Origin of the sequence: Streptomyces sp. SCSIO ZS0520, from assembly GCF_025643355.1 — a bacterium.
GTDB lineage: Bacteria > Actinomycetota > Actinomycetes > Streptomycetales > Streptomycetaceae > Streptomyces > Streptomyces physcomitrii.
In genome coordinates, this window is sequence record NZ_CP092644.1 from 5158181 (window position 1) to 5178950 (window position 20770).

The window sequence follows — 20770 nt, forward strand, 5'->3', positions numbered from 1 at the left end:
TCGCCGGGCCGCCGCGGGAGCCGGGCCGACCCTGGCTGAACCCTGAGTTCTCCCCGGTCACCGCGGGCGGATCGGGAGCCCGGCCGGGTCAGGGGAGTCTCAGGGGCCGACCCTGATGCCGGTGCCCGCGCGGGCATGTGACGATCGGTGCCATGCAGGAAGCCGCCGCAGCGCCCGAGGAGACCGCGCGGCCCCCGCGCAAGCTCTACCGGAGCAGTGACGGCCGCTGGCTCGGCGGGGTGGCGCGGGGGCTCGCCGGGCATCTCGGGCTGCCCGTGGTCTGGGTGCGGCTCGCCTTCACCGGGCTGTTCCTGGTGGACGGGCTCGGCGCGCTGCTGTACGCGGCCTTCTGGTTCTTCGTCCCGCTCGGCGTCGGCGGCGTGGAGGAGAGCCGCCGGGCCGAGACCGCGCCGGACGGGCGGCGGCGCCTGGTGGCGCGCAAGCCGGACAAGGGGCAGATCGTCGCGCTGATCGCGATGGTCATCGTCTCGGCGGTCTTCGTCAGCAAGGTCGACCTGGGCGGCCCGGCCAACGCCTACCTCTGGCCGACCCTGCTCGTCGGCGCGGGCGTGGCCCTGGTCTGGCGGCAGGCCGACAACGCCCGCCGGGCGCGCTGGATCCAGGCCGGGCGGCGCCGCCAGGTGCTGACGCTGCTGCGGTCGGCGGCCGGGGTGGTGCTGGTCGGCACCGGGGTCACCGGCATCTTCGTCCTCCAGGGTTCGGCCGAGCACCTCGGTTCGATCCTGCAGGCGGCGCTGGCGGTGCTGGTGGGCATCGCGCTGCTCGCGGGCCCGTATCTGGTGCGGATGGCGCAGGACCTCTCGGAGGAGCGGCTGATGCGCATCCGGGCGCAGGAGCGCGCCGAGGTCGCGGCCCATGTGCACGACTCGGTGCTGCACACGCTGACCCTGATCCAGCGCAACGCGGACAGCGCGAACGAGGTGCGGCGGCTGGCCCGCGCCCAGGAGCGCGAGCTGCGCGAGTGGCTCTACCAGGGCATGGGCCGGGGCAAGGCCGAGGACGAGCGGGAGCCGGACACCCTGGCGGCCGCGGTGAAGCGCACCGCGGCCGAGGTCGAGGACAAGCACGGCGTCCCGCTGGAGGTGGTCGTGGTCGGCGACTGCCCGCTGGACGACCGGCTGGCGGCCCAGGTCCAGGCCGCGCGCGAGGCGATGGTCAACGCCGCCAAGTACGGTGGCGAGGGCGGCGCGGTGCAGGTGTACGCCGAGGTGGAGGGGAACCGGGTGTTCGTCTCGGTGCGCGACCGGGGCCCCGGCTTCGACCTCGACGCGGTGCCCGCCGACCGCATGGGAGTACGGGAGTCGATCATCGGACGGATGCGGCGCAACGGCGGCACCGCGCGGCTGCGTGCGGTGCCGGACGGCGGCACCGAGGTCGAGCTGGAGATGGAGAGGGCGGAGGCGGCGTCATGAGCGAGTCGAACCAGTCGGCGGACGGTGCGGACGGTACGGAGGAGGCCGCGGGCCCCGGGCGGCGGGTGCGGGTCGTCCTCGTCGACGACCACCGGATGTTCCGTACCGGGGTGCAGGCGGAGATCGGCCGGACCGAGCAGACCGGCGTGGAGGTGGTCGGCGAGGCCGCCGACGTCGACCAGGCGGTCACCGTGATCACCGCGGTACGGCCCGAGGTGGTGCTGCTCGACGTGCATCTGCCGGGCGGCGGCGGGGTCGAAGTCCTGCGCCGCTGCGCCGCGTTGACGGCGGACGCCGAGCGGCCGGTGCGCTTCCTCGCGCTCTCCGTCTCGGACGCCGCGGAGGACGTGATCGGGGTGATCCGCGGCGGCGCCCGCGGCTATGTCACCAAGACCATCACCGGCGCCGACCTGGTGGACTCGGTCTTCCGGGTGCAGGAGGGCGACGCGGTGTTCTCGCCGCGCCTCGCGGGCTTCGTCCTGGACGCCTTCGCCTCCACCGACGCGCCGCCGGTCGACGAGGACCTGGACCGGCTGACCCAGCGCGAGCGCGAGGTGCTGCGGCTGATCGCCCGCGGCTACGCCTACAAGGAGATCGGCAAGCAGCTCTTCATCTCGGTGAAGACGGTCGAGTCCCATGTCTCGGCGGTGCTGCGCAAGCTCCAGCTCTCCAACCGCCATGAGCTGACCCGCTGGGCGACGGCCCGGCGACTGGTCTGAACTCCCCTACGCGGCAGGGGAACCGGGCTGCCGTGCGCGCGTACGCGGCCGGCCGGTGACCGGGCTCGCCGGTGCTCCGGTGCTCGGGCTCCCGTGTGCGCGTACGCGGTCGGGGTGCTGAACTCGCGTACCGAGCAAGGGCGCTGACGTCCCGTACGCGGCAGGAGGGCTGAACTCCCGTGCCCGGCGAGGGAGTCGGGCGGCCGCAGGAGGTGCGGCGGGCGGTGCCGCTGGGGGAACGGCACCGCCCGCCGGCCGCGGGGGCGTACCGGCTGACTCCGGTCGCCTGCCGCGGCGGGAACCGGCGCTCCGTACGGAAGGGGCCGCCGGAGTGCCGCGGGCGGCGGGACCCCGCACAGTGGTCCCGCCCGGGGCAGGGGTCAGACCGCCGAGGGCACCTGGATGCCGGGCAGCCGTCCCCAGGCGCGGTTCCCGGCGGCGTGCGCGGCGAGCACCGGGTCGTCGCCGACCGCGACCGGGTGGCCGACCGAGGTGAGCAGCTCCAGGTCGCTGGCGTGGTCGCCGTAGGCCCAGCACTCGGCGAGGTCGAGTCCGCGCTCCTCGGCCAGGCGCCGGGCGGCCCGGCCCTTGCCTGCGCCGATCATCGGCTCGACGACCTCGCCGGTCAGCCTGCCGTCCTCGGTCAGCGGTTCGGTGCCGAGCGCCACGTGCGCGCCGAGGGCCGCGGCGATCGGGTCGAGGGGGGCGTAGAAGGAGCCGGAGACGAGGACGACCAGGTCGCCCGCCGCGAGGTGCTCGCGCAGCGCGGCGACGGCGGGCCCGTGGAAGAAGTCCCCGGAGCGCTCCGACTCCCGGAACCACAGGCGCCCTTCCTCGGCGAGCGCGCGGTGTCCGGCGCCCTGGTAGAGGCGGTAGTAGACCCGGTTGACGTCCGCGCGGGTGTGGCCCTCGCGGTGCAGCGACTGGAGGCGGCCGCGGGCCCGCTCGTAGACCAGGTCCGGTTCGCCCCGGTAGCGGTAGTGGAAGGCGAGGAAACTGAACATCGTCTTGACGCGGACGAGGGTGTCGTCGACGTCGAAGAAGGCAGCACGGGCCGCCGGGGCCATGGCAACTCCCTTGGCAGGACGGTGGTTCGGCCGGACACCCCGGGCGGGGTGCGCGGCGCGGTGGTCAGATGGCGAGGTAGCCGCCGTCGACCGGCAGGACCGCGCCGGTGACGTAGGAGCTGGCGGCGGAGGCGAGGAAGAGCAGGGCGCCGTCGAGTTCGCCCGCCGAGCCCGAGCGGCCCATCGGGGTGCGCCGGTTGACCCAGGTGCTGCCGGAGTCGTTGTCCAGCATCTCGGTGGTCATCTCGGAGTGGAACCAGCCGGGGCAGATCGCGTTGACCCGCACCCCGCGCCGGGCCCACTGGGCGGCCAGCTCCCGGGTGAGGTTGACCAGTCCGCCCTTGCTCGCGGCGTAGGCGGCCTGCGGCAGGCTGCCGCTGGCCACCATCCCGTACACCGAGGCGATGTTGACGACGCTGCCGGAGCCCTGGGCGAGCATCCGCGCGCCCGCGAGCTGGGTCAGCGCGAAGACCGAGGAGAGGTTGAGGTCGACCAGCGAGGCGAAGTCCGCGGGGTCCTCCTCGGTGGCGGGTACGACCCGGGCGGCGCCCGCGTTGTTCACCAGCACGTCCAGGCGCCCGAAGTGCTCGACGGCGGTGTCCACCAGGCGGGCCCGGTCCGCGGCGGAGGTCACGTCGCAGGGCACCGCCAGGGCGCCGGGGCAGTCCGCGGCCACCTCGGCGAGCCGCTCCGCGCGGCGGGCGGCGAGGACCACCCGGGCGCCCGCCGCCGCGGCCACCGAGGCGAAGCGGGCGCCCAGGCCGCCGGAGGCCCCGGTGACCAGGACCACCGAGCCGCTCAGGTCGAAGAGCGCGGCGGGCGTGGGCACCGCCTCCGGGACGGGCGCCCCGGTGGCGGTGAGGGTCGGTGCGGTGCTCATGCTGCGGCCTCCACGACAGTGGCGGACCAGGTGAACCCGGCGCCCGCCCCGATGAGTACGAACAGGTCCCCGCGCCCGGCGCCGGGCAGCAGTTCCGCCAGGTTGGCGAGGGCGTCCCCGGCGCCCAGGTGGCCGCTGGTGCGCCCGAGTTCGGGCACCGGTGCGGGGCAGACGTCGCGGACGGCGGGCGTGTAGACCTCGTCCAGGACGTGCGAGGCGAGGCGCGGCAGCGCGACCGCCGCGATCCGGGGGTCCCCGGGGGCGATCCCGGCCTCGCCGAAGGCCTGGTCGAGGAGGCGGGAGACCACCGTCCGGCAGGTCTTGCCGAAGTCGGCGCTCGGCCGGTCGGCCCGGAACTGCCGCTTGGCGACCCGCGGCCGGAGCCGTTCGGTGCCGCTGCGGGGCACCGCGCCGAAGGGCTCGGCCCCCCGGTGCATGCCCTCCAGCTCCGGGGCGGCCGCGGTCACCGAGGAGAGCAGCCGGGCGGCGGGGCCGTGCGGCTCGCGGGTGACCAGGACGGAGGTGGCGCCGTCGCCGTAGGCCACGCCCAGGTCGCCCCAGCGGTCGAAGCCGGGCGGCCCGAAGCGGTCCGCGGTGGTCACCAGGGCGCACCCGGCGGCCGGGTCGGTGAGCAGTTCGCGGACCGCGACGTCCACGGCGGCGGTCGCGCCGTTGCACATCTGCTGGATGCCGAGCGGCACGGCCCGGTCGGCGCCGAGCTGGTCGGCGACGTAGTGCGCGGGCGACCAGAAGTCGTGGCCCTGGTAGTGGGTCCAGGCGTGCAGCACCCGCTCGACCTCGGCGGGCGGCACCGCGGCGGTTTCGAGCGTCCGGGTGGCGCAGGCGACGGCGAGTTCGACCGGGGCGAGGACGCTCAGCGGCAGCGAGCGGTAGCCGAAGCGGGCGGCGGTCTCCTCGGTGACCAGGCCCGCGGCCACCGCCTCGGCGGCGCTCTCGCTCCCCTCGCCGAGCCGCACCGCGGGCGCGCTCAGGTAGAGCGGCGGGTCACAGCGCACGGGGCACCTCGCCGGAGTGCGCCTTGCCGGACTGCCGCTCGGTGGCGGCGAACCGCAGCTCCATCCGGGCCACCGCCGCGTCCTCCTGGCGGAACTCCACGGTCAGTTCGTACGTGCCCTCCCGCGGATCGGCACCGGGGGCCAGCTCCGCGTGCACGGTGATCGGGGAGTCGAGTTCGGCGAAGCGCCGGTAGCCCGCGGTCAGCGAGACCAGCTGGGTCTTCGCGGGGGTGCGGCCGAACTCCTCGGTGAGCAGCAGCAGTCCGGCCTGGCGGGCGGCCTCCATCATCACCGGGCCCGGCAGGTGGTCCTGCGGGTGGTCGAACATGCCGGTGTGGTCGACCGGGATCCGCAGCAGGGCGCGCAGGGTGCCCTCGCCGGGCTCGGCCCGGGTGAGCACCACGTTGTCCGCGTCCCGGCGCCCGGCCAGGTGGGCGGGGAGGTCGCTCGGCCCCTCCCGGTGGCGCAGCTGATCGGACATCGGGGGCGTGGTGCTGCGGTCCTTCAGGCGGATCTTCTCGTAGACCGCCGGGGGCCGCAGGGCCGTGTCGACGGTGACGGTGCCGACCTTGGCCCCGCAGAGCTGGACCTCGACGGCGTGCACCACCCGGGACAGGACGCCCTCGTGGTGCTTGGCCAGGTCGACCCGGCCGCGCAGCTCCAGGTCGTAGCCGCGCTCGTCCTCGGCGCGCAGCAGCAGCGCCGCCGGGTCGGTGATCTCCAGGCGGCACTCGGCGGTGATCGCCTTGGTGCCGGTCGGGGCGTCGTGGTGCAGGTGGGTGGCGCACAGCAGCGCCTGGCGCACGCACTCGAAGACGGCGAGCGGGTCGTGGGCGCGGGGGTGGCCGAGGTGGTCGCCGTAGTAGGCGTGGGCCCGGGGCAGCCGGGCGGCGGCGAGGAAGGGGCCGTCCTTCTCCAGGGACTGGAAGTCGGTGAGGAACACCTCCTCCAGGCCGAAGCGGTGGACCAGGCGGCGGCTGACGGTGCGGTCGAAGGACAGCTCGGGCCGCAGCACGGCCTCGGGGTGCTCGTGGACGCTCAACTCGGGTACTCCAGACGTCAGTCGGATGCGGAAGGGGGCCGGGGGAGAGGGCAGCCGGTTGCTCAGTCGGCGGCCGGGCAGCTGTCGGCGAGGGCGCGTTCGACCTCGGTCACCCCGGCGTCGTAGGAGAGCACCCGCCAGCCCGCCGACCTGGCGGCGGCCCGCCGGTGCTCCAGGGCGTCGAAGAGCAGGCAGTCGACGGGCCCGTGGCCGCCGGTCTGCTCGGCCCGGGACAGCGGTACGCCGTCGGTCCTGCCCTGCGGCCAGGCGACCACCGCGTCGAAGAGGGCGGGCGTGATCAGGCGCAGCCATCCCGGTTCCTGCGCGGCCGGGGTGGAGGTGAACAGGCCCAGGTAGACGCCCTGGCGGCGCAGTTCGGTGAGGCAGTCGATCCAGTGGCGCTGCGGGCGGCACAGCTCCATCCAGCTCTCCCGGAAGCCCGAGAGTTCGCACACCACCCCGTAGGCGCTCTCCAGCTCCTCCTCGACGGCGCGGGCCCACTCCTCGTCGGCCCCGCCCGGCAGCCCGCCGTCCGCGGCGGGGGCGAGCCCGCGCTGCCGGGTCACCTCCCGCATCGCCTCGCGCAGGGCGTGGTGCGGGACGTGCACCCGGAGCGCGAACTGCCGCAGCAGGTCCCGGGCGGGCGGGATGAGGACGCCCTCGTAGCCGGTCCACAGGGCCGAACGGAAGGCGGTGCCGCCCCCCGCGCAGACCGGGCCGCGGTCCTCGCGGACGGGCGGGGCGGGCTCAGCTGTGGACCGCATGGCGTTCCTCCTCGGCGGTGGTGGCGCCCAGTTCCGCCAGGGCGGCGGAGAGCGCGGCGGGGCGGGTGGCCTCGGCCCGGGCGAGCAGATGCCCGTCGGGGCGGACCAGGAGGGCGGTGGGCGCGGAGCCGAGCAGCCCGGCCAGGGCGCGGTGCGCCTCGTCCCGGCCGTCGAGTTCGAGGATCCGCAGCCCGGCGGGCAGCGCGGCGAGGAGCGCGGCGCGTACGCCGGTCCAGGTCCGCCCGGCCGCGCCGCCGGGGGAGAGCACCAGCAGGGGCAGCGCCGGGTCGCCGGGTCCGTCCCCGCCGCCCGCGAGGTGCGCCAGGTGCGGCAGCCGGGCGCCCGGGCGGACCTCGGGGTAGCGCCAGGCGCGTACCGGCCAGCTCGCGGAGGTCTCCCCGTAGAACAGGTCGGTCTGGCTGAACAGCGGGGCCAGGGCGCGCTGGAGGATGCCGGTGCGGGCGGCGGCGCGGACCAGGAGGTCGCGCAGGGCGACCTTGGCGGGCCGCTGCAGCAGGCCCCAGCGGGTCTGCCGGTCGGTGGTGCCGCTGACCCGCTCCACGGCCTCCCGGCGCTCGCGGTCGTAGCTGTCGAGGACCTTCGCGCCGAGGCTCCCGCGCTGGACGGCGGCCAGCTTCCAGCCGAGGTTGACGGCGTCCTGGATCCCGGTGTTGAGGCCCTGGCCGCCCGCCGGGCTGAGCACATGGGCGGCGTCGCCGACCAGGAAGGCGCGGCCGGAGCGGAAGCAGGCCGCGGTGGCGCAGCGGACCTGGAAGGTGGCGCTCCACTTGGGGTCGCCGACCCGGCCGAGGGGACCGGCCCGCTCGTCCAGGGCCCGCTGGAACAGCTCCTTGTCCGGCTGCTGGCCGTCCCGCACGCTGACCGCGAAGCGGAACACGCCCCCGCCGAGCGGCCCGACGCCCATCGCGCCGCGCGGCGAGTAGAAGTAGTGCAGCCGCCGCTCGTCGACCGGGCCCTCGACGGGGGCGTCCGCGATGGCGAAGGTGGCCTGCGGCGAGGTGACGTCGAAGGCGATGCCGAGCTGCTTGCGCACGGTGCTGTGCGCGCCGTCGGCGCCCACCAGCCAGGGCGCGCGGGCCGTCTCGACCTGTCCGTCGGCGTGCCGCAGGACCGCGGTCGCGGCCTCGGGCCCGGAGCGGACCTCCAGGACCTCGGTGCCCCATTCGATGGTGCCGCCCAGCGCGGTGAAGCGGGCGAGCAGGATCCGCTCGGTCTCCCACTGCGGCAGCATCAGGATGTGGTTGAAGGGCGAGTCGCGCAGCGCGGTGACGTCCACCGCGCCGATCTGCTTGCCGCTGGAGCAGAAGCGGACCCCGTCCAGCGGGTGCCCGGCCGCGGCCATCTCCCGGGCCACCCCGGTGCCTTCGAGCAGTTCCAGGGTGCGCGGCCAGACGATGATGGCCTTGGAGGCGTCGGTGGTGCTGCGGTGCTTGTCGACGACGCGCACCGGCACCGCACGGCGCAGCAGTTCGCAGGCGACGACCAGGCCGACCGGGCCCGCGCCGACGATCAGGACCGGCGGCTCGCCCGCGCCGTGCTCTTCGGGTGCCGCGGCTGCGGCGGTGTCGGTGCTCATACGCGGAACAGCAGCCCTCCGTAGTACCAGCCGGAGCCCACCGCGGTGGAGAGCACCAGGTCGCCCGGCTTGACGAGGTTGGCCTCGGAGAACTCCGAGAGCGCGATGGGGATGGAGGCGCAGCCGGTGTTGCCGCGCTCCGCGAAGTTGGTGAGGAACTTCTCCGGCGGCAGGGTGAGCCCGCTCTTCACCCCGGCGTGGATGGCGTTGTTGCCGGGGTGCGGGATCAGCCAGTCCAGGTCCGGTACGCCGATGCCGCCGCTGTCCAGGAGCGAGCCGGCCACCTTCAGGCTGGAGCCGATGGCCAGCTCGATCAGCTCGGGCCGCGGGCGCAGCCAGCCGTCCCGGGCGGCGACCGTGTCGGCCTGGGAGGCGTCGCAGGCGAGGGTGGACTGGAGCAGCCCCTCCCGGTCGGCCTCGCCGCGCTCCAGGACGACGGCCCCGGCGGCGTCGCCGAAGATCAGCTGGCCGCGGGTGCCGGGGCGGGCCCGCCGGGTGAAGCGGTCGGCGGCGACCACCACCGCGCGCTTCCAGGTGGGCTGCGCGGCCAGCATGGAGGCGGCGACCTGCACGCCGTGCACGAAGCCGGTGCAGGCCCCGCAGACGTCGAAGGCGAGCGCGCGGTCGGCGCCGAGCCGGGCGGTGACCTCCGGGCCGATCTCCGGGATCCACTGCCGGTCGGTCCAGTTGGCGAGGATCACCAGGTCCAGTTCGCCGGGCTCGCGTCCGGCCCGGGCGAGGGCGTTGCGCGCGGCCTGCTCGGCCATGTACGCGACGCTCTCCTCCTCGTCGGCCCGGTGCAGGCTCTTCACCCCCAGCTCCTCGACGGCCTCCGGGGAGTAGGTGCGGCCCCCGATGCTGACCTCGCCCTCGTTGCGGACCAGCTCGCGGGGGTAGTAGTGGCCGAGGCCGCTGAAGTGCAGCCCCGATCCGGTCCAGTTCATACCCTTGGTGGCCTCGGCCACGGTGGACGGTGCGGACATGCGGGTGGATCTCCTTCGATGGGTACGGGAAGGGGGCGGGCCCCGGGTGCGGGGCCCGCGGCGGCTCGGCGGCCGTGCTCAGCGGTAGCGGCCCTCGGGGTCGAGGGAGCGCAGCAGCTCCAGCTCCTCGGCGGTGACCGGCTTCTCCTCCACCACCCCGGCGACCGGCACCGTCCAGGCGGTGCGGGCGGCCACCTCGGCCGCGGCGGCCCGCTCGCGGTGGGCGGCCTCGTCGGCGGCGGGCTGGTCCCCGCCCGGTCCGGTGAGGAAGCTGGCCAGCCGGAAGCCGGCGCCGGGCCCGGCGGGCAGGAACCGCCCGAACTGGCTGACCACTTCGAGGACCCGGTCGCCCCGGCTGGTGCGGTAGGCGACCCGGGGGACGTAGCGGCGTGGCGAGGCCGGGGCGATGACGACGCAGTCGGCGGTGGCGGCGATGTCGTTGGCCCCGCCGGAGCCGGTCAGCCAGCGGCCGTCGGGGCTCCGGCTGGTGTTCAGGGTGCCGCTCTCGTCGACCTCCGCGGCGGCGAGCACCCCGAGGGCGCGCGGGTTGGCCGCGACCATCCCGCCGAGGATCTCCGGGATGCCGCTGAGCGCCTCGGCGCTGGCCGCGTGCCGCAGGCTGAACAGGAAGACGTCGCCGTGCTCGGGGACGAATCCGTACTGCCCGAGTTCGGCCATCACTTTGACCCGGTGGCCGCTGGCGCGCAGCTGCTCGGCGGCCAGCCAGGCGGCCAGGTGCGAGGAGCCGATCCCGGCGAGCAGGGTGTCGTAGCCGCCGCCGCGCACCCGGTCGGCGACCGCGCGGGCGCCGAGCACGATGAGCCGCTCCTGCTCGGTGGCGGGCAGTTCGGCCGGGTCGGGGGCGGCGGGCCGCGGCGCGGGCGGCGGGGGCGTGCGGCGCCAGGAGGGCTCGGCGGCCTCCAGCTCCCGGCGGCGCTCGGCGCCGAGCAGGTCCAGATAGCCCTGGTGCGAACCGGTACCGGCGACCCAGCGCGCGTACCAGTCGCGGCCGCGGCTCTCGGCCCGGCAGTCGTCGACGATCTCCTCCAGGAAGGCGTAGTCGTCGAGATACCCGGCGACTCCGGCCAGGCCCGCGGTGCGCAGCGACTGCGGGTGCGCGCCGAGCGGGGCCTCGCACAGGCCGAGGACGCGCTGCCCGGGGATCACCACCCGGTCGGCCATGGCGCGCAGTTCCTCGCTGGAGACCAGGCGCTCCACCGAGGCGATCACCCCGCGTTGCGCGGCGTACGCGGCCCAGGGCCCCTCGCCGAGCGGCGGGACCATGGCGATGTTGCCCTCCGGGTCGGCGCAGACGCCGTGCACCAGGGTCAGGTCCGGGCGCAGCGCGCGGACCAGGGTCAACTCCTCGCCGGGGCGCGCCGGATCGGGCACCCGCAGCAGGTCCGCGCCCTTGCCCTCGGCGAGGTCGGTGCCGGACAGCGAGGCGGTGACCGCGTACGGGGCCCCGGTGGCGCCCGCGAAGAGGCGCTGGGTGTAGCTCAGCAGCGACCAGGGCTCGAAGGTGAAGGGCTCGCCCTCGGTGACGTGCTGGTAGAGCTTGTTGGGCCGGGGCGAGGGATAGGTGTCGCCGAGGAAGCCCGCGATGACCTTGTCGACCGCGCCCGCGAGGGTCAGGGCGTGCGCGCTGGAGTGGTAGCCGGTGGTGCTCACGGTGAAGTGGCCGCCGGTGCCGAAGACCCGGGCCAGCGCGTAGCCGAGGGCGTTGGGGCGGGCCGGGGTGGCGGCGAGGTGCAGATGGTCGCCGGGGCGGACGAGGGCGCGGACCAGTTCCTCCGGGCCGGAGTGGATCTCGGGGCTCATCGGGCGGCTCCCAGGGCGAGGACGGCGGTCTGGCTGCCGAAGGCGAAGGAGAGCGAGACGGCGAGGTCGAGCCGGGCCGGGCGCAGCCCCTCGACGACGTGGTCGTGGTCGCACTCCGGGTCCGGGTCGGTGAAGTTGATGGTCGGCGCGATGGCCTGGTGGTGGATCATCAGGCTGGTGGCGGCGGCGTTGATGATCCCGGCGATGCCGAAGGTGTGCCCGTAGATCGGCTTGTTGGAGCTGAGCGGCGGCAGCTCGCCGTCGTCCCGCGAGGGGTAGAGCGCGCGCAGCGCCCGGGTCTCGGCGATGTCGTTGTAGTACGTGGCGGTGCCGTGGCCGCAGTAGTAGTCGACCTCTTCGGGGTGGCGGCCCGCGTCCTCCAGGAGTTCGTGGACGAGGGCGCCGGTGACCTTGCCGGTGAGGTCCATGGTGGTGGCGTGCGCGGCCTCGTTGAGGGACTTGGCGGAGAGCACCTCGGCGTAGACGCGGGCGCCGCGGGCGCGGGCGGTGGACTCGCGCTCCAGGCAGAGCACCACGGAGCCCTCGCCGAGGGCGAAGCCCTCCCGGTCGCGGTTGTAGGGGCGCACCGCGCGCCGGGGGTCCTCCTGCTCGGTGGACATCACCCCGCTGCCGGTGGCGTGGTAGCACTTGGCGACCTCGGGCACGATCGGGAACTCGTGGCCGCCGACCAGGACGGCGTCCGCGGCGCCGGAGCGGATCTCGTTGAGCGCGAGGCCGATGGCCTGGTGGCCGCCGACGCAGGCGTTGCTGACGGTGGTGACGAGCCCCTGGGTGCCGGTGTAGATCGCGGCCAGCGAGGCGGCGCAGCCGGGCAGCCCGCGGAACATCGCGCCCTTGTCGGCGAAGCCGTCCTCGCGCGCCCCGGAGAGCACCTGCTGCCACCAGGCGAAGGGCCCCCGCGAGGAGGACATGATCAGCGAGACCCGGCGCGGGTCCAGGTCCCCGGTCGCGAGGCCGGCGTCCCGGCGGGCCTGCTCGACCGCGGACATCGCGATGAGGATCTCGCGGGTGTACTTGGCCGCGTGCGACGCGCGCAGCTCGGGCAGGTAGGGGCGGTGGTCGAAGTCGTTCAGCTCGGCCGCCGCGTGCACCGGCAGCCCGTGCGCGGCGCCCTCGAAGCGGGTGAGCGGGCCGACCTGCGAGTGGCCGCCGGAGATGTTGTTCCAGAAGTCCCCGACGGTGGTGGTGTTCGGCAGCATGGTGCCGATTCCGGTCACGACGACGCCGTCATACGGTTTCACGAGTTCCCCGGACACATATTCCCCCTCGATGTATCGGCCGATCCGTCTCCGGCCACATCCACTTCCGTAAGGCTATTTCCGGGCAATGCCGCTCGGGCAGTACGGGCAGTACCCAGTACCCCTTACTTTTGGTACTCCGGGAATACGGGCGGACAGGGGCCGGCGACTGAGTGTCGTCATCGCGGGGGCTCCGGTCAGGAAAAGGCAAAAACCGGCCCCCGCCCGCGAGTTCGGAATTCCTCGGGGCGGGGGCCGGTGCGGTGCGGCGGGGCTCAGGCGGCGCGCTTGCCGTCCGGGCCGATCGGGGACCACCACAGCGCGGAGGTCGACAGGCCGTCGCCCAGGATGACGCCGCGGCCCTCCACGATGCGGCCGTTCTCCCAGCGCAGCAGGTGCATCGCGGTCACGTCGAGCAGGTGGTACGGCGAGGTGCTGTCCTCGGGGGCGCCCGCGCGCAGCGCCCAGTTGGTGTTCACGTCGACCGAGTAGCCGTCCTCGGGGTTCACCGTGATGGTGAGGTTCTCGGCCTTGTAGCTGCCGCCGGAGAGTTCCCCGACGGTGCCCAGGAATCCGAGGAATGCGTCGAGCCCCTCGTGCCAGCCGGCCTGTACGTGATTGCCGGGGATTTCGAAGCGTACGTTCTCGTCCCAGAACTCCAGCATGCGGTCGCGGTCACCCGAGCCGAGCGCCTCGAATGCCGAACGTACTCTTTCGACGGTGAGATCGGACATTGTTTCTCCCTCAGTGCTTTCTTGTTACGGGGCTGTGATTTCCGCGGGGGCGGTCGCGGTTTCGTATTCCGCCCCGCGGGGATGTCGCCGCGGGCTTTCAGGCGGTGCGGGCGGCGTCGCGGTAGGGGCGCAGTTCGCGCCGGGCCAGGGAGCGGCGGTGCACCTCGTCGGGGCCGTCGGCCAGGCGCAACGACCGGGCGTGCGCCCAGAGTTCGGCCAGCGGGAAGTCCTGCGAGACGCCGCCCGCGCCGTGCGCCTGGATGGCCTTGCCGAGCACCCACTCGGCGAGCGCGGGGGTGGCGATCTTGATGGACTGGATCTCGGTGTGGGCGCCCTTGTTGCCCACGGTGTCCATCAGCCAGGCCGTCTTCAGGACCAGGAGCCTGGCCTGCTCGATCCGCACCCGGGCCTCGGCGATCCACTCCTGGACGACGCCCTGCTCGGCGAGCGCGCTGCCGAAGGCCACCCGGGAGACCACCCGGCGGCACATCAGCTCGACTCCCCGCTCGGCCATGCCGATCAGCCGCATCGCGTGGTGGATGCGGCCGGGCCCGAGCCGCGCCTGCGCCATCGCGAAGCCGCCGCCCTCCTCGCCGAGCAGCGCCTCGGCGGGCAGCCGCACGTCCCGGAAGACGATCTCGGCGTGGCCGCCGTGCGGACCGTGGTCGTAGCCGAACAGCGTCATCCCGCGCCGGACTTCGACGCCCGGGGTGTCCTTGGGCACCAGGATCATGCTCTGCTGCCGGTGGCGTTCGGCGCCCGGGTCGGTCTTGCCCATCACCACGAGCAGCTCGCAGTGCGGGCTCAGGGCGCCGCTGGACCACCACTTGCGGCCGTTGACCACATAGCCGTCGCCGTCCCGCTCGATCCGGGTGGCGATGTTGGTGGCGTCGGAGGAGGCGACCTCCGGCTCGGTCATGCAGAAGGCCGAGCGCACGGCGCCGTCGAGCAGCGGCTCCAGCCACCGCTTGCGCTGGACGTCGGTGCCGAACATCTCCAGGAGTTCCATGTTGCCGGTGTCGGGGGCCGAGCAGTTCAGCGCCTCCGGGGCCAGGAAGGGGCTGCGGCCGGTGATCTCCGCGAGCGGGGCGTACTGGAGGTTGCGGAGTCCGGCCCCGGCCGGGGAGTGCGGCAGGAAGAGGTTCCACAGTCCCTGCCGCCGGGCCTCGGCCTTCAGCTCGTCCACGACGGCGGGTCGCGCCCAGCGGTCGCCGCCCGCCGCGAGCTGCTCGGCGAGGACGGACTCGGCGGGGAGGACATGCGCGTCCATGAAGGCGAGCAGCCGGTCCTGCAGCTGCCGGGTTCTGTCGTCGAGTGCGAAATCCATGGCGGGTTGCCGTCCTTGCCGCCGCCGAACGGCCCGTGCGGACACGGCGGTTCGGCAGCTCGTACGAGTGAGGAAGGAGAAGGAGGGGAGGCGCGCGGGGCCTCAGTGCTCGCCGTCGAAGGTGGCGTGGCCGCGGCGGATCAGCTCGGGCACGGCGGCGGCGATGCCCTCGAAGCCCTCGCCGAGGGTGAGGCCCTTGGCGTACCGGCAGTGGATGCCCTCCAGGATCACGGCGATCTTGAAGAAGCCGAAGGCGACGTACCAGCGCAGCGCGTCCAGGGGCAGGCCGGTGCGGGCGGCGTAGCGGGCGACGAGTTCCGCGCGGTCCGGCCAGCCGGGGCAGGCGCCCGGGGCGGGCGGCACGGCCTCGCCGAGCCCGGTCAGGCCGTCCCAGTACACGCAGAACATGCCCAGGTCGGCCAGCGGGTCGCCGACGGTCGCCATCTCCCAGTCCAGTACGGCCGCGACCCGGTCCGTGCCGCGGGCGGCGAACATGACGTTGTCCAGGCGGTAGTCGCCGTGCACCAGGGCGGGCGGCGGCGCCGTCGGCAGCCCGGCCTCCAGGCGCTCGGCCAGCTGTGTCACCCCGGGCAGCCGGCGGGTGCGGGAGGCGGCGAGCTGCCTGCGCCACCGGGCGACCTGGCGGGCCATGAAGCCCTCCGGGCGCCCGAAGTCGGCGAGTCCGACGCTGCCCGGGTCGACGGTGTGCAGGGTCGCCAGGGTGTCCGCGAGGGCGAGGCCGAGCGCGCGGCCCTCGGCGGGGTCCAGCGCCGCCAGCTCGGCGGCGCTGCGGTGGACCACGCCGTCCACCTCGTCCATGACGTAGAACTGCGCGCCGAGGACGGCGAGATCGGAGCAGAAGGCCCGCATCCGGGGCACCGGCACCGCGGACCCGGCGAGCGCGCTCATCACGCGGTACTCGCGGCTCATGTCGTGCGCGGTGGACAGCACATGGCCGAGCGGCGGGCGCCGCAGCACCATCGGCCGCTCGCCGCCGGTGAGCCGGTAGGTGAGGTTGGACCGGCCGCCCGCGATCAGGCTCAGCCGGGGGCCCTCGGGGAAGGCGCCGGGCAGCTCGCGGGCCAGCCAGGCGGTGAGCGCCGCGGTGTCGACGCCGCGCGGCAGGGGCGCGGCCGGGGGCGGGGCGGGGTGCTCGGCGGAGAGGCTCATCAGATGCCCCCGCCCTGGAGGATGATGCCGCCGTCCACGGCCAGGGTCTGCCCGGTCACCCAGGCGGCGTCCCCGGAGGCCAGGAAGGCGACCGCGGCGGCGACGTCCTCGGGGGTGCCGAGCCGCCCGAGCGCGTACTCCTTGGCGAGCTGCTCCTCCTGCTCCTCGTAGAGCTTGGCGGCGAAGCGGGTGCGGATCACCGCGGGGGCCACGGAGTTGATCCGCATCCCCGGGCCCTCCTCGCGGGCGAGCTGGGCGGTCAGATGGATCAGCGCGGCCTTGCTGGCGCCGTAGACGCCGATGCCGTGGGCGGTGCGCAGCCCGGCGAGGGCGGTGACGTTGACGACCGCGCGCCCCGCGCGGGACGGGTCGCTCTCGCGCACCCGGCGGATCAGGTCGAGCGCCGCGTGCACATTGACGTCGAAGACCTTGCGGACGGCGTCCGCCTCCATGGCGAGCACCGGCCCGTAGGCGGGGTTCACCGCGGTGTTGTTGACCAGGACGTCGATGCCGCCGAAGGCCTCGACGGTGCGGGCGACCGCCTCGGCCCGGTGCGCCTCGTCGTCCGCGTGCCCGGCGACGGCGAGGGCGTGCCGGGGGCCGCCGAGTTCCGCGACCACCTCGGCGAGGGGTTCGGGGCGGCGGGCGGTGAGGCACACCCGGGCGCCCTCCGCGACGAGACGGGCGGCACAGGCCTTGCCGATCCCGCGGCTCGCACCGGTGACCAGTGCGACCTTTCCGTCGAATCTGCGCATGGGGCTTTCCTGTTCGGCGATCGGACCGGGCGAGGCACGGTCGGTGGAGCGGAAGGTGAGGAGAGGAAGAGGGTGCGGTCGGGGGCCGGGCCCGGCGTGCACGCGCCGGGCCCGGCCGCCGGATCAGACCGCGCTGGGCTGGGACTCGCGGGCGGCCGCCTCGGCCGCTGCCTCCGCGGTCGGCTCGGCGCTCTCCTCGGCGGCGCTCTTCTTCTGCGAGCGGGCGCCGACGAAGGCCACCAGGACGGTCGCCACGGCGCAGAAGGCCGCGAGGAACCACAGGACCTGGTGGAGCGCCCCGGTGTAGCCCGCCTTGGCCACCTCGGTGAAGGCGGCGCGGGAGGCCGCGGAGACGGTGCCGGCCGGGCCCTCCAGCTGGCCCTGGTTGAGCTTGTCGGCGAGGCCGCCCGGGTCGTTCGCGTACGTTCCGTCGAAGCCGCCGAGCTTGCCGTCCAGTTCGGAGCGGGTGGCGCTCACCAGGAGCGAGCCGACCACCGCGATGGCGATGGCCTCACCGGCGAGCCGCATGGTGTTGAACATGCCCGCCGCCATACCGGCCCGCGCGGAGTCCACGGAGGAGACCGCGGCGCCGTCCATCACACCGAAGGAGATGCCGACCCCGGTGCCGATGATCAGGAAGGGGCCGAGCACCGTCCAGTTGCCCGCGCCGGGTTCGAGGACCACGAGCCAGCCGCAGCCGATCGCGGTCAGCGCCACCGCGAGCGAGACCATGTGCCGCAGCGGCACCCAGCGCAGCAGGTAGCCGGTGACCAGCGGGAAGACCAGCGTCGGGACGGTCAGCATCAGCAGGTCGACACCGGCGTGGAAGGTCGACTCGGCGTTGACGGCGGTCAGGTAGCTCGGCAGGTAGACCAGGAGCGGGGTGAAGCCGAAGACCAGCGAGACCACGGCGACGCACAGCGAGACGAACTGCGGCTGCCGGAACAGGCTGAGGTCGAACATCGGCCGCTCCTGGCGCAGTTCGACCATCACGAAGGCGACCAGGAGGGCGGCGGCCAGGACGTACGAGACCAGGTTGACCGGGTCAGCCCAGCCGGTCTGCGGGCCCTGGAGCAGCGCCAGGATCAGGAAGGCGAGCGAGCCGGTGAAGGTGACGGTGCCCAGCCAGTCGACCCGGACCGCGTCGGGGTCGCTGGACTCGGCCAGGAACAGGGACAGGGCGACCACCACGGCGCCGACGATCGCCGGTACCAGGAAGATCGCGCGCCAGCCGAAGGAGGTCTGCAGGGCACCGGCCGCGAAGGGGCCGAAGGCGAGACCGGCGCCGACCGCCGTACCGAAGACACCGAACGCCCGGGCGCGGGCGGCCCCTTCGAAGGTGTGGGCGAGGATCGCGCTGCCCGCGGTGATGACCGCGGCGGCGCCGACTCCGGCGAGCGCCCGGCAGATGTCGAGCATGACGATGCCGTTGGAGACGGCCGACACCAGCGAGCAGACGGCGAACACCGCCGAGCCGAGGGCGAAGAGGCGGCGGCGCCCGAAGCGGTCCGCGAAGGAGCCCGCCGCCAGCATGAAGCTGGCGAAGGTGAGGTCGTAGCCGTTGACGATCCACTGCCCGGCCGCCAGGCCGTTGTGGAAGTCCTCGGAGGCTCCCGGCATGGCCACCGAGGCGCCGGTGAGCGACATCGGCAGCAGGATCGTGGCGATCGACACGGTGAGCAGGGTCAGGGCTGGACGTGCGGTGGAGGTCTTCTCGGTCATGAATTTCCTCATGAAGTTCGACGAGGACGGGCAGGACGGCGCGACAGGTGTCCGCGCGCAGCGCTTCGCCGGGACACCCCTGAGGGGAGTTCCCGCGGCGGTGCGGGGTGCGGTACGTGGAGATGCCGAGGGAACGGCACGGCGCCGGGCGCGACAACCGGGCGCAATTACCGGCCTGTACAGGTCGGCGATTCTTTTACGAGCTTAGGCAGCAAGGCGCCGTTGCGGATGGGATCACCAGTACCGAATTGCGGCCGCGAAACAGTACCGGCGGTACCTGTACGCGATGCCTTTCCGCGCGCGAGATTGGGCCGTAAAAAGCTCAGTGAAGTTCAGAAAGGACCCCGAGATGCGCGCCCTCGAACCGACGGGACTCGACGAGGCCATGGTTGCCTTTGCCGAGGTGCCGGAGCCGGAACCGCAGGCCGACGAGGTGGTGGTCGAGGTGGACGCCTTCTCCGTCAACCGCGGGGAGACCTTCCTGCTCGCCAGCCCCCGGCCCGGCTGGCGTCCCGGCAAGGACGTGGCCGGCCGGGTGGTCCGCGCCGCCGCCGACGGCTCGGGTCCCGCCGAGGGCAGCCGGGTGGTCGCGCACCCGCCGGCCGCGGGCTGGGCCGAGCGGGTCGCCGTCGCCGCCCGCAGCACCGCCGTGCTGCCGAAGAGCGTGGACGCGGCCACCGCCGCCGTGCTTCCGCTTGCCGGCATCACCGCCGTACGGCTGCTGCGCCAGTCCGGTGCCGCGGCCGGGGACCGGGTGCTGATCACCGGCGCCTCCGGCGGGGTGGGCCACTACGTCACCGAACTGGCCGCCGCGGCGGGCATCGAGGTCACCGCGGTCACCGCGACCCCCGAGCGCGGAGAACGCCTGGCCGCGCTGGGTGCGGCCCAGGTCGTGCAGTCCGTGGCCGAGGCCAAGGGGCCCTTCCAGGTGGTCCTCGAATCGGTGGGCCACGAGGTGCTGCCGGCCACGCTGCCGCTGCTCACCTCCGGCGGCCGCCTGATCTGGTTCGGCCAGGCCAGCAGGCAGCCCTCGGCCCTCAACTTCTTCCACTTCTTCCGCAAGCCGGACCAGGACCCCTTCGCGGTGACCCTCGAACACTTCGACTACACCCGCGGCGAGCGCAGCTACGGCGAGGAACTGGCCGAGCTGGTCGACCTGGTGGCCACCGGCCGGCTGCACCCGGAGATCGGGCTGCGCGGCGACTGGACCGGGGCCGCCGAGGCGATCGCCGCCCTGCGCGCCCGTACCGTACGCGGCAATGTCGTCCTGACCACCGGCGAAGGGGCCTGAGCGCGGCCGGAGTCGCCGCCGAGCGGGTCCGGGGCGGGGGCCCGGGGCCGGACGGGAGGCCGCGGGCCCGCCCCCGGGGGAGGGCCCGCGGCCGTGCCGCCGCCCCGGTGCCGCGGCCTTTACCTTCGTCGCCGGTGGTCCGCCGGTCTTTCTATGCTGGCCTGGTTCCGTTGTCTGGACCGGGGGAGTCGGCATCGTGGAACTGCGTCAGCTGCGCTATTTCGTCACCGTCTCGGAGGAGCGGCACTTCGGCCGCGCCGCCGAGCGGCTGCACATCGGGCAGCCCGCCGTCAGCCAGCAAGTGCGCCGCCTGGAGCGGGAACTGGGGGTCGAGCTCTTCGACCGCTCGCCCCGGCATGTGCGTCTCACGCCCGCTGGTGAAACGTTCCTACCTGCGGCGCGGGCGGTCCTCGACGCCGAGTTGCGGGCCGCCGCGGCGGTCGCCGAGTTCGCCGGGGCGCACACCGGCATCCTGCGCCTGGGCACCAGCACCGGGCTCGGGGCGCGGCTCGACCGCATCCTCGACGTGCTCGCCCAGCGCGCCCCGCACGTCAGCGTCGAGCTCAACTCCGCCCCGGCCAGGGACCGTCTGGACCGGGTCGCCAAGGGCCAGCTGGACGCCAGCTTCGTCCGCGGCTCCGGCAGCGGCGGCGCCCTGTGCTGGCACCCCGTATGGCAGGAGCCGCTGGCCGTCGCGGTGCCCGCGGGCCATCCGCTGGCCGCGGCGGGCCACGCCTCGCTCGCCGACCTGGCCGCGCTGCCGCTGCGGCTCACCTCGCGGCGCAGCAACCCGGCGCTCGTCGACACCGTCCTCTCGGCCTGCCGGGACGCGGGCTTCGACCCGGTGCCGGGGCCCTCCTCCGCGCGCACCCTGGAGGACACCCTCGCCGCGATCGGCACCGGCGCCCCGACCTGGACGGTCGTCTACGCCGAGCACGCGCGGCAGTTGCGCAGCACCTCGCGGATCGCCTTCCTGCCGCTGGCCGGGGCGGGCCTCGCGATCCCCACCTCGCTGGTGGTCCGCCGCAGCGCGCCGACGCCCCTGCTGCCGCTGCTCCTCGACGCCTGTACCCAGCGGCCGCTGCCGGCCGGGGTGCGCGATCACGAATCGTGATGACTGCCGGTGCCGGTTGCGTCTTGGTCGGTGGCCGAATCCCGGGTGGACTTGAGGTCATGCGGGGGCTCCGGAG

At 74.6% G+C, this 20770-nt stretch carries 18 protein-coding genes; 4 read left to right on the forward strand and 14 right to left on the reverse strand.

Annotated features, from left to right (window positions below; all coding sequences use genetic code 11):
* Window positions 1-152: 152 nt before the first annotated feature.
* On the forward strand, window positions 153-1433 hold the full coding sequence (locus MID12_RS20490) for an ATP-binding protein (RefSeq protein WP_263169672.1): 1281 nt from the start codon (window positions 153-155) through the stop codon (window positions 1431-1433).
* On the forward strand, window positions 1430-2152 hold the full coding sequence (locus tag MID12_RS20495; RefSeq protein WP_040252818.1) for a LuxR C-terminal-related transcriptional regulator: 723 nt from the start codon (window positions 1430-1432) through the stop codon (window positions 2150-2152). Before MID12_RS20490 ends, MID12_RS20495 begins: the two co-directional genes overlap by 4 nt.
* 380 nt (window positions 2153-2532) lie before the next feature.
* On the opposite strand, the gene MID12_RS20500 is transcribed toward MID12_RS20495, so the two are convergent.
* The 14 genes from MID12_RS20500 to MID12_RS20565 form a co-directional block, all read right to left on the reverse strand.
* A complete protein-coding gene (locus MID12_RS20500) occupies window positions 2533-3219 on the reverse strand; it encodes an HAD family hydrolase (protein WP_263169677.1) in 687 nt (228 codons plus the stop codon).
* 64 nt (window positions 3220-3283) lie between these two features.
* On the reverse strand, window positions 3284-4099 hold the full coding sequence (locus MID12_RS20505; protein WP_078845125.1) for an SDR family NAD(P)-dependent oxidoreductase: 816 nt from the start codon (window positions 4097-4099) through the stop codon (window positions 3284-3286).
* Window positions 4096-5115, reverse strand: a complete 1020-nt coding sequence (locus tag MID12_RS20510; protein ID WP_263169681.1) for a ketoacyl-ACP synthase III family protein — start codon at window positions 5113-5115, stop codon at window positions 4096-4098. Before MID12_RS20510 ends, MID12_RS20505 begins: the two co-directional genes overlap by 4 nt.
* A complete protein-coding gene (locus MID12_RS20515) occupies window positions 5105-6157 on the reverse strand; it encodes an AfsA-related hotdog domain-containing protein (protein ID WP_040252825.1) in 1053 nt (350 codons plus the stop codon). Before MID12_RS20515 ends, MID12_RS20510 begins: the two co-directional genes overlap by 11 nt.
* Before the next feature lie 62 nt (window positions 6158-6219).
* Window positions 6220-6921 (reverse strand): hypothetical protein, encoded by a 702-nt coding sequence (locus tag MID12_RS20520; protein ID WP_040252827.1) that lies wholly within the window; start codon window positions 6919-6921, stop codon window positions 6220-6222.
* Window positions 6905-8518, reverse strand: coding sequence for an FAD-dependent monooxygenase (locus MID12_RS20525; protein ID WP_263169688.1), 1614 nt, complete (start codon window positions 8516-8518; stop codon window positions 6905-6907). Before MID12_RS20525 ends, MID12_RS20520 begins: the two co-directional genes overlap by 17 nt.
* Complete coding sequence (locus MID12_RS20530) at window positions 8515-9501, reverse strand: ketoacyl-ACP synthase III (RefSeq protein ID WP_237282872.1); 987 nt, start codon at window positions 9499-9501, stop codon at window positions 8515-8517. The genes MID12_RS20525 and MID12_RS20530 overlap by 4 nt, the downstream gene beginning before the upstream one ends.
* Before the next feature lie 78 nt (window positions 9502-9579).
* A complete protein-coding gene (locus MID12_RS20535; protein ID WP_263169692.1) occupies window positions 9580-11322 on the reverse strand; it encodes a CoA-transferase in 1743 nt (580 codons plus the stop codon).
* A complete protein-coding gene (locus tag MID12_RS20540; protein ID WP_237282873.1) occupies window positions 11319-12584 on the reverse strand; it encodes a beta-ketoacyl-[acyl-carrier-protein] synthase family protein in 1266 nt (421 codons plus the stop codon). The genes MID12_RS20535 and MID12_RS20540 overlap by 4 nt, the downstream gene beginning before the upstream one ends.
* A gap of 272 nt (window positions 12585-12856) precedes the next feature.
* Window positions 12857-13315 (reverse strand): nuclear transport factor 2 family protein, encoded by a 459-nt coding sequence (locus MID12_RS20545; RefSeq protein WP_052482487.1) that lies wholly within the window; start codon window positions 13313-13315, stop codon window positions 12857-12859.
* 97 nt (window positions 13316-13412) lie between these two features.
* Window positions 13413-14642: an acyl-CoA dehydrogenase family protein gene (locus tag MID12_RS20550; RefSeq protein ID WP_263169697.1), complete on the reverse strand. Its 1230-nt coding sequence runs from the start codon at window positions 14640-14642 to the stop codon at window positions 13413-13415.
* A 102-nt stretch (window positions 14643-14744) separates the two neighbouring features.
* Window positions 14745-15812, reverse strand: coding sequence for a phosphotransferase family protein (locus MID12_RS20555; protein WP_040252838.1), 1068 nt, complete (start codon window positions 15810-15812; stop codon window positions 14745-14747).
* Window positions 15812-16567, reverse strand: a complete 756-nt coding sequence (locus MID12_RS20560) for an SDR family oxidoreductase (RefSeq protein WP_263169699.1) — start codon at window positions 16565-16567, stop codon at window positions 15812-15814. Before MID12_RS20560 ends, MID12_RS20555 begins: the two co-directional genes overlap by 1 nt.
* A gap of 123 nt (window positions 16568-16690) precedes the next feature.
* Window positions 16691-18289: an MFS transporter gene (locus MID12_RS20565; protein WP_263169700.1), complete on the reverse strand. Its 1599-nt coding sequence runs from the start codon at window positions 18287-18289 to the stop codon at window positions 16691-16693.
* Between the two features lie 349 nt (window positions 18290-18638).
* Between MID12_RS20565 and MID12_RS20570 the strand changes: the two genes are divergently transcribed.
* On the forward strand, window positions 18639-19580 hold the full coding sequence (locus MID12_RS20570) for a zinc-binding dehydrogenase (RefSeq protein WP_040252844.1): 942 nt from the start codon (window positions 18639-18641) through the stop codon (window positions 19578-19580).
* A 196-nt stretch (window positions 19581-19776) separates the two neighbouring features.
* On the forward strand, window positions 19777-20694 hold the full coding sequence (locus MID12_RS20575) for a LysR family transcriptional regulator (protein WP_040252846.1): 918 nt from the start codon (window positions 19777-19779) through the stop codon (window positions 20692-20694).
* The last annotated feature ends 76 nt before the right edge of the window (window positions 20695-20770 follow it).

What these genes read in the sequence shown, in the direction of transcription:
- MID12_RS20530 (WP_237282872.1), bottom strand. Translation starts at nt 9,501, where the DNA reads ATGTCCGCACCGTCCACCGTGGCCGAGGCCACCAAGGGTATGAACTGG.
- MID12_RS20545 (WP_052482487.1), bottom strand. Translation starts at nt 13,315, where the DNA reads ATGTCCGATCTCACCGTCGAAAGAGTACGTTCGGCATTCGAGGCGCTC.
- MID12_RS20550 (WP_263169697.1), bottom strand. Translation starts at nt 14,642, where the DNA reads ATGGATTTCGCACTCGACGACAGAACCCGGCAGCTGCAGGACCGGCTG.
- MID12_RS20555 (WP_040252838.1), bottom strand. Translation starts at nt 15,812, where the DNA reads ATGAGCCTCTCCGCCGAGCACCCCGCCCCGCCCCCGGCCGCGCCCCTG.
- MID12_RS20525 (WP_263169688.1), bottom strand. Translation starts at nt 8,518, where the DNA reads ATGAGCACCGACACCGCCGCAGCCGCGGCACCCGAAGAGCACGGCGCG.
- MID12_RS20535 (WP_263169692.1), bottom strand. Translation starts at nt 11,322, where the DNA reads ATGAGCCCCGAGATCCACTCCGGCCCGGAGGAACTGGTCCGCGCCCTC.
- MID12_RS20500 (WP_263169677.1), bottom strand. Translation starts at nt 3,219, where the DNA reads ATGGCCCCGGCGGCCCGTGCTGCCTTCTTCGACGTCGACGACACCCTC.
- MID12_RS20565 (WP_263169700.1), bottom strand. Translation starts at nt 18,289, where the DNA reads ATGACCGAGAAGACCTCCACCGCACGTCCAGCCCTGACCCTGCTCACC.
- MID12_RS20505 (WP_078845125.1), bottom strand. Translation starts at nt 4,099, where the DNA reads ATGAGCACCGCACCGACCCTCACCGCCACCGGGGCGCCCGTCCCGGAG.
- MID12_RS20560 (WP_263169699.1), bottom strand. Translation starts at nt 16,567, where the DNA reads ATGCGCAGATTCGACGGAAAGGTCGCACTGGTCACCGGTGCGAGCCGC.
- MID12_RS20490 (WP_263169672.1), top strand. Translation starts at nt 153, where the DNA reads ATGCAGGAAGCCGCCGCAGCGCCCGAGGAGACCGCGCGGCCCCCGCGC.
- MID12_RS20520 (WP_040252827.1), bottom strand. Translation starts at nt 6,921, where the DNA reads ATGCGGTCCACAGCTGAGCCCGCCCCGCCCGTCCGCGAGGACCGCGGC.
- MID12_RS20495 (WP_040252818.1), top strand. Translation starts at nt 1,430, where the DNA reads ATGAGCGAGTCGAACCAGTCGGCGGACGGTGCGGACGGTACGGAGGAG.
- MID12_RS20570 (WP_040252844.1), top strand. Translation starts at nt 18,639, where the DNA reads ATGCGCGCCCTCGAACCGACGGGACTCGACGAGGCCATGGTTGCCTTT.